A 5,742-nucleotide genomic window follows, 5' to 3' on the forward strand; every position below is an offset into this window, starting at 1 on the left:
CGGTGGCTTCCCTCAGGAAAAACGCGTCGAGCTAATGGAAGGAGAGCTTGTCGAAATTATGCCGCAGAAGCCTGCCCATCGTCTCACCGTGAGCTTGATCCTGCCTATTGCCTTGCGCTGGTGCGGGGATAGCCACCATGTTCTCTGCCAGTCACCACTTCGCTTTAGCAGTAGTGTGCCTGAGCCTGACCTCGGCATCGTTATCGGCCAGCCTCGCGACTATGCCAACTCCCACCCGACCACCGCGGTGCTCGTCATCGAAGTCTCCGACACCACGCTTGAGTACGACCAGACCATCAAAGCCACGATCTATGCCACCGCAGGTATCGAGGACTACTGGATCGTCAATATCAACGAGCGCACGGTCGAGGTGCGCCGCCAGCCCGGCCCCAGCAGCTATCGAAGCCTGCAAACCTACACCGAGACAGACACGATTGCCCCACTCTTCAACCCTACCGCCAGCATCCTCGTCGCCGATCTGCTGCCCTAACGACACAGTCCCTCTTCCCGCGAGGAACGAGCGATAGGGGAGATGGCTAAAGCATGGGGAGATAGCCCGAAAATTCTTTTTATTTTTCTTTCCGCTTTGCCCACTTTCCCGTGAGTTTGTAAAAAGATAGGGTATAGTGTAAAACATTAGTTTGCCATGCGTTTATTTCTTGCCATAGAACTGGAATCTCACCTTGCGGATGCACTCAGCGCACTCCAACAGCGCGTGCAGGAGCGTGCGCCGGATGCCAAAGTCCGCTGGGTCGAGCCGGAGAACTTCCACCTGACGGTTCAGTTTCTGGGCGAGGTCGCAGAGTCGTCCCTGCCCGGCGTGATTGAGGCCTGTGATTTTCTCGTGCCTCCCCGCGCTGATTTCCGGATTCAGGTTGCCGGTGCGAGTTACTTCCCGAAAAAGGGGCCGCTCAAGACCCTCTGGGCCGGTATCAGCGAGGGCTCTGAGGAGTGGAAGCTGCTGGTGGAAGCTGTCGAGCCGTGGATGGAGCCTTTGGGGGCGCCCAAACACGGAGGGCTGGTGCCACACATCACCTTGGGACGTGTGAAAGAAGAGAGTGAGTCGCTCCGGGCCGCCATGCAGGCCGAAGCACTCACGGACTGCGGCGTGCAGTGGGCGCGACGCTTGACCCTCATTGAGAGTTTTTTGGGGCCGGAAGGAGCGACGTACGACACGCGTGGCACCTGGAGCTTCAAGCCAAATTTCTGATAAATAAAAAAAATCTAATGGATTTTATCAGAATCGCGGTCTTTGGACCGTTTTAACCGTAGAAAGCCCCCGCGGATAGCGGGGCGACGGTAAGGAGTTTGTGATGGATAAGGATAAGGCGCTCGATATCGCGCTTGCGCAGATCGAGAAACAGTTTGGTAAAGGTGCAATTAGCCGGCTCGGGGAGAAGACCATCGAGCCTATTGAGTCCATTCCAACCGGGGCACTTGCTCTGGATCTGGCACTGGGAGTCGGGGGAATCCCCAAGGGACGTATCATCGAGATCTACGGCGCGGAGTCGTCGGGCAAGACCACGGTAGCGGCACACATCGTTGCCGAAGCCCAGAAGCAGGGCGGGATCTGTGCCTATGTGGATGTCGAGCATGCCGTGGATCCCATCTACTTCAAGGCGCTCGGGGTTAACCTAGACACACTACTGATCTCTCAGCCAGGCACCGGGGAAGAGGCTCTAGAGATCGTGGATGCGCTAATTCGCTCCAATGCCATCGCGCTTGTGGTTCTAGACTCTGTTGCTGCCCTTGTGCCTAAAGCTGAGATTGAGGGCGACATGGGCGACAGCCATGTTGGTATCCAGGCCCGCTTGATGAGCCAGGCGCTTCGCAAGATCACCGGCTCGCTCAGCAAAACCAACACGTCAGCTATCTTTATCAACCAGCTTCGTGAGAAGATTGGGGTCATGTTTGGCAACCCCGAGACGCAGCCCGGTGGCCGTGCCCTGAAGTTCTACTCATCGGTGCGACTTGATGTCCGCCGTGTCGAGACTCTGAAAATCGGCAATGATATGGTGGGAATCCGCACTCGTGTCAAAGTCGTCAAGAACAAAGTCGCGCCGCCGTTTAAGCAAGCGGAGTTTGACATCATGTTCGGCCAAGGGATTTCCCGTGCAGGCTCGATCATTGATATTGGCACCGAGCTCAACGTGGTCACCAAGTCTGGTGCGTTCTACTCCTACAAGGGCGAGCGTCTGGGACAGGGCCGCGAGAATGCTAAGAAGTTCCTAGAAGAGCATCCCACGACGATGGACACCATCGAAGCTGAGATTAAGAACTCTGGTGTCGCTGATGATGTTCTCTCCCTCGGAGCCACAGCGGGAGCTGCTGCCGCCGAGGAGTAATCACTCTCTGGTATAAGTTCAGGTACGATAGGGGCATGCTGAAAACGCTTGCCCCTTTTAATTTTTCAGACCGAGCCGCCGTACAGGCTGCGTTTGTTGAGTGTGAGACTCTGCCGCTGATCCAAGGTTGGCACTCTGAGTTAATCGGCTTGCCTGCGACAGCACAGCTCGGGTGGCGTGAGGGACGGATCTGGGCGCTGGGAACACTGACCGATGCCGATGTCTTCAACGAGGCGACGGTAGACAACCAGAACACCTGGGAAATGGGTGATGTCTTCGAGGTCTTTGTACGCCGCTCAGACTCTGATGCCTACACGGAGGCGCACGTTACCCCAAACGGAGTTCGTCTGCACCTGAAGTTTCTGAATCGCGCCACGATTGCCTTAGCGCGTGGTGGGCAGCTCGATGGCGACACGCTCAAGTGCGATCCCAATGAGATCATTGCCCACGCCTGGCGCACCGAAGAGGGCTGGGTGGGGCTACTGGGCGTTCCTGTGGAGGCAGCCCCCGGCGAGAAGATCCGGGTGAGCGTCTGCCGCTACGATGCCCACCGCGACACAAACACAGAACCCGACGTGGCCTCAACCTCCAACCATGCCGAGTGCGACTTCCACCGCCCCGACGACTGGCCCGAATACACCGTCCCCGCCGGTTGAAACCGGCGTCTGCAGTAGCCTTCGGCTGCAAAGCCCGTGCCGGGCTACAAATATCCCCAGCCCGGCACGGGCTTCGCGGCGCTTGCGCCATTGCCGACGCCTCATTTCATGGGGCGGCTAAGGCCGGTTGGCCTCGACGATCTGGGCGTTGAAGATGCCATGAGAGCTAGAAACCGTGACGCCATTGCCGACGACGCAGTTTTCCAGATACGTCCCAGCTTTGACAGTCGCGCCCTCCCAGAGAACGGAGTTTTTGATGACTGCCTCAGCCTCGATAACCGCGTTTTTGCCAACCACCGTGTACTCGGAGATCGTGCCATGAACCGCTGCGCCTTCACAGACAAAGCAGTTCTCGGCGATGCGCTGACCTGCTGGAAAGACCACTTTGACCGTGCCGTCTAAACAATCGCGCTGGGCTTTTCGATAGATCGTGAGGTTGCCTACATCTTCCCAATAGGCATTGGTGGGAACAGCAAGCATCGGCTCACCAGCGGCTAAGAGCGCGGGCAAAACGTCTTTGCCAAAGCCGTAGAACGTTCTGGCAGGAATCGCATCAAAGACGCTCTTCTTAAAGATATAGACGCCCGTGTTGGCGAGGTTGGAGAATGCCGTACCTGGGGCAGGCTTCTCCTGAAAGCGCGTGATAAAGCCGTTCTCATCCGTCACGGCGATCCCAAACTGCGAGGGATCCTCGACGCGCTTGGCTCCAATGGTCGCGGTGGCGTTTTTCGCCTTGTGCTCCGCGATAATCGCCCCAAAGTCCATGTCGGAGAGATCGTCGCCGCCGACTACCATAAACGTGTCGTCGTCGGAGTCTCGGAAGAACGCCTCGCAGCGCTTGACGCCGCCTGCATCACCCCAGAGCTCGTCCTCGAGGGAGTACGAGACGTTCACCCCATAAGCGGAACCATCGCCGATGCTCGCCATGAGCTTCTCGCCCAAATACTGAACATTGATCATGATCTCCGTCACACCATAGTGCTTCAGGTGATCCAGAATATGCCCGATCACGGGCTTACCAACAACGGGAACAGCGGGCTTGGGAAGGGAGCGCGTGAGGGGATCCAGCCGCGAACCGATCCCTGCGCCTAAAACCATAGCTTTCATACTGCTTGCATTATGGGTTAAACGGGAACATAAGGAAAGCTCTTAGAGTTAAGAATAGCGTGAAAACTGAAATACTTATGGGAAAGTCGGTCCTCATTACCGGCGCAACGGGTGGAATTGGGCAGGCAGTCGCGCTACCCCTGGCACAGGCAGGGGCACATCTGACGCTCTCGGGACGCAGTGGTGAGAAACTAGAGGCACTCGCCAGCCAGCTAGAGCAGCTAACGGGCACACGCCCGAAAACGATTCTGACAGACCTTGGCCGGGCACCTCAGGTAGAGAAGCTCGTGACCGAGGCGGCAGGAGAGACGGGGCTCGATATTGTGGTGAATGCGGCAGGGGTTGGGCTGATCAAGGCGCTGGAGAATATCACGCCTGAGGAGATGACGCTCACGCTGGCCGCAAACCTCTACGGCGCGATGCTGCTCTCACAAGCGGCGGTGAAAGTGATGACGCCGAAAAAGTCGGGGCATATTCTGCATGTCGTGGGGATTTTAGGGAAAGCTCCGATGGCTCAGGCCAGTGTCTACTGCGCCAGTAAGTACGGCCTGACGGGTTTTTTGCAGGCGCTTCGTGCAGAAGTTTCCCGCCGGCACAACATCAAAGTGACGGGGCTCTACCTGGGCGGCGTGGACACTCCGTTCTACGACAATCCCGCCATCGAGATGAAAGTCCAGCGCGACAAGATGCTCTCGGCAAGTGATGCGGCGGAGGCGATTCTCTACGCCCTCACCCAACCCGCGCATCTCGTGCTAGGCGAGCTCACGCTCCAGCCCGAGAGTCACCAGCTCTAAGCTACGTGTTGCGCTCGACGATATAGCGGGCGATCTCACGCAGGGGCTCGGCGGACTCTCCAAAGATCTCTAAAGCAACAAGCGCCTCTTGCTCGGCAGCACGGGCGAGGCGCTTGCTCTCGTCCAGCCCGACCAGCTTGGGGTAGGTTGCCTTGTCGTGCTTGAGATCGGAGCCCGCGGGCTTGCCCAGCGTAGCATCATCGCCGGTGACATCCAGAATATCGTCCACGATCTGAAAGGCCATGCCGATTTTTTCGCCGTAGTGGGCGAGCGCGGCTTGTTGCGCTACGGAAGCATCCAGCGCACCGGCGACAACGCTGGCTCGCAGGAATGCTCCGGTCTTGTGGGCATGAATCCGCTGGAGCTGCTCCAACGTGACGACCTTGCCTTCGGCTTCCAGATCTTCCGCTTGGCCCAGACACATCTGGCTACAGGCACGGGCTAAAAGCACCGTGTGCGTGGGGGCAATCTCGAAGGCAAGTGCTTGGAGTGCATCGCCTGCAAGAATCGCGAGAGCCTCGCCGTACTTGACATGACAGGTGGGCAGACCGCGCCGAAGATCATCATCGTCCATCGCGGGGAGGTCGTCGTGGATGAGTGAGAAGGTGTGGATCATCTCTAAGGCGCAGGCGGCGGGTAACACTTGCCCTCTATCACTACCCACGGCCTCGGCGGCGGCGATACAGAGTAGCGGACGCAGGCGCTTGCCGCCTGCCAGAAGTGAGTAGCGCATCGCCTCACGGAGCGGCGAGCCATCTGCAGGGCAGAGCTGGTCTAGGGCAGCATTGACATGGGGCGTGTGAACCGCGCCCCAGGCTTCAAAGCTCATTTTCTGACACT

7 protein-coding genes are annotated in these 5,742 nt (G+C 58.1%); 5 read left to right on the plus strand and 2 right to left on the minus strand.

The genetic code is table 11. The features are described 5' to 3' along the window. The 4 genes from AC1XOS_RS18945 to AC1XOS_RS18960 form a co-directional block, all read left to right on the plus strand. A partial coding sequence (locus tag AC1XOS_RS18945) for a Uma2 family endonuclease (RefSeq protein ID WP_481963781.1) occupies positions 1–490 on the plus strand: 490 nt, incomplete at its 5' end. Positions 491–646: 156 nt separating this feature from the next. Continuing rightward, positions 647–1,210, plus strand: coding sequence for an RNA 2',3'-cyclic phosphodiesterase (thpR, locus tag AC1XOS_RS18950; RefSeq protein WP_481963782.1), 564 nt, complete (start codon positions 647–649; stop codon positions 1,208–1,210). A 103-nt stretch (positions 1,211–1,313) separates the two neighbouring features. Next, complete coding sequence (gene recA, locus AC1XOS_RS18955) at positions 1,314–2,345, plus strand: recombinase RecA (protein WP_481963783.1); 1,032 nt, start codon at positions 1,314–1,316, stop codon at positions 2,343–2,345. Between the two features lie 35 nt (positions 2,346–2,380). Further along, a complete protein-coding gene (locus tag AC1XOS_RS18960; protein ID WP_481963784.1) occupies positions 2,381–3,001 on the plus strand; it encodes a hypothetical protein in 621 nt (206 codons plus the stop codon). A gap of 117 nt (positions 3,002–3,118) precedes the next feature. Here the strand turns inward: AC1XOS_RS18960 and AC1XOS_RS18965 are convergent, their stop codons facing one another. Then, the gene (locus AC1XOS_RS18965; protein WP_481963785.1) at positions 3,119–4,108 is read right to left on the minus strand and encodes a nucleotidyltransferase family protein; all 990 of its coding nucleotides are present in this window, start codon (positions 4,106–4,108) and stop codon (positions 3,119–3,121) included. Positions 4,109–4,185: 77 nt separating this feature from the next. Here AC1XOS_RS18965 and AC1XOS_RS18970 point away from each other — a divergent pair, with 77 nt between their 5' ends. Beyond that, positions 4,186–4,902 (plus strand): SDR family oxidoreductase, encoded by a 717-nt coding sequence (locus tag AC1XOS_RS18970; protein ID WP_481963786.1) that lies wholly within the window; start codon positions 4,186–4,188, stop codon positions 4,900–4,902. 1 nt (position 4,903) lies between these two features. On the opposite strand, the gene AC1XOS_RS18975 is transcribed toward AC1XOS_RS18970, so the two are convergent. After that, positions 4,904–5,731: a polyprenyl synthetase family protein gene (locus tag AC1XOS_RS18975; protein WP_481963787.1), complete on the minus strand. Its 828-nt coding sequence runs from the start codon at positions 5,729–5,731 to the stop codon at positions 4,904–4,906. Positions 5,732–5,742: the final 11 nt, after the last annotated feature.

This window comes from Armatimonas sp. (assembly GCF_964826245.1).

Coding starts and splice junctions, on each gene's coding strand:
- thpR (WP_481963782.1), top strand. CDS start 647: ATGCGTTTATTTCTTGCCATAGAACTGGAATCTCACCTTGCGGATGCA.
- AC1XOS_RS18975 (WP_481963787.1), bottom strand. CDS start 5,731: ATGAGCTTTGAAGCCTGGGGCGCGGTTCACACGCCCCATGTCAATGCT.
- AC1XOS_RS18965 (WP_481963785.1), bottom strand. CDS start 4,108: ATGAAAGCTATGGTTTTAGGCGCAGGGATCGGTTCGCGGCTGGATCCC.
- recA (WP_481963783.1), top strand. CDS start 1,314: ATGGATAAGGATAAGGCGCTCGATATCGCGCTTGCGCAGATCGAGAAA.
- AC1XOS_RS18970 (WP_481963786.1), top strand. CDS start 4,186: ATGGGAAAGTCGGTCCTCATTACCGGCGCAACGGGTGGAATTGGGCAG.
- AC1XOS_RS18960 (WP_481963784.1), top strand. CDS start 2,381: ATGCTGAAAACGCTTGCCCCTTTTAATTTTTCAGACCGAGCCGCCGTA.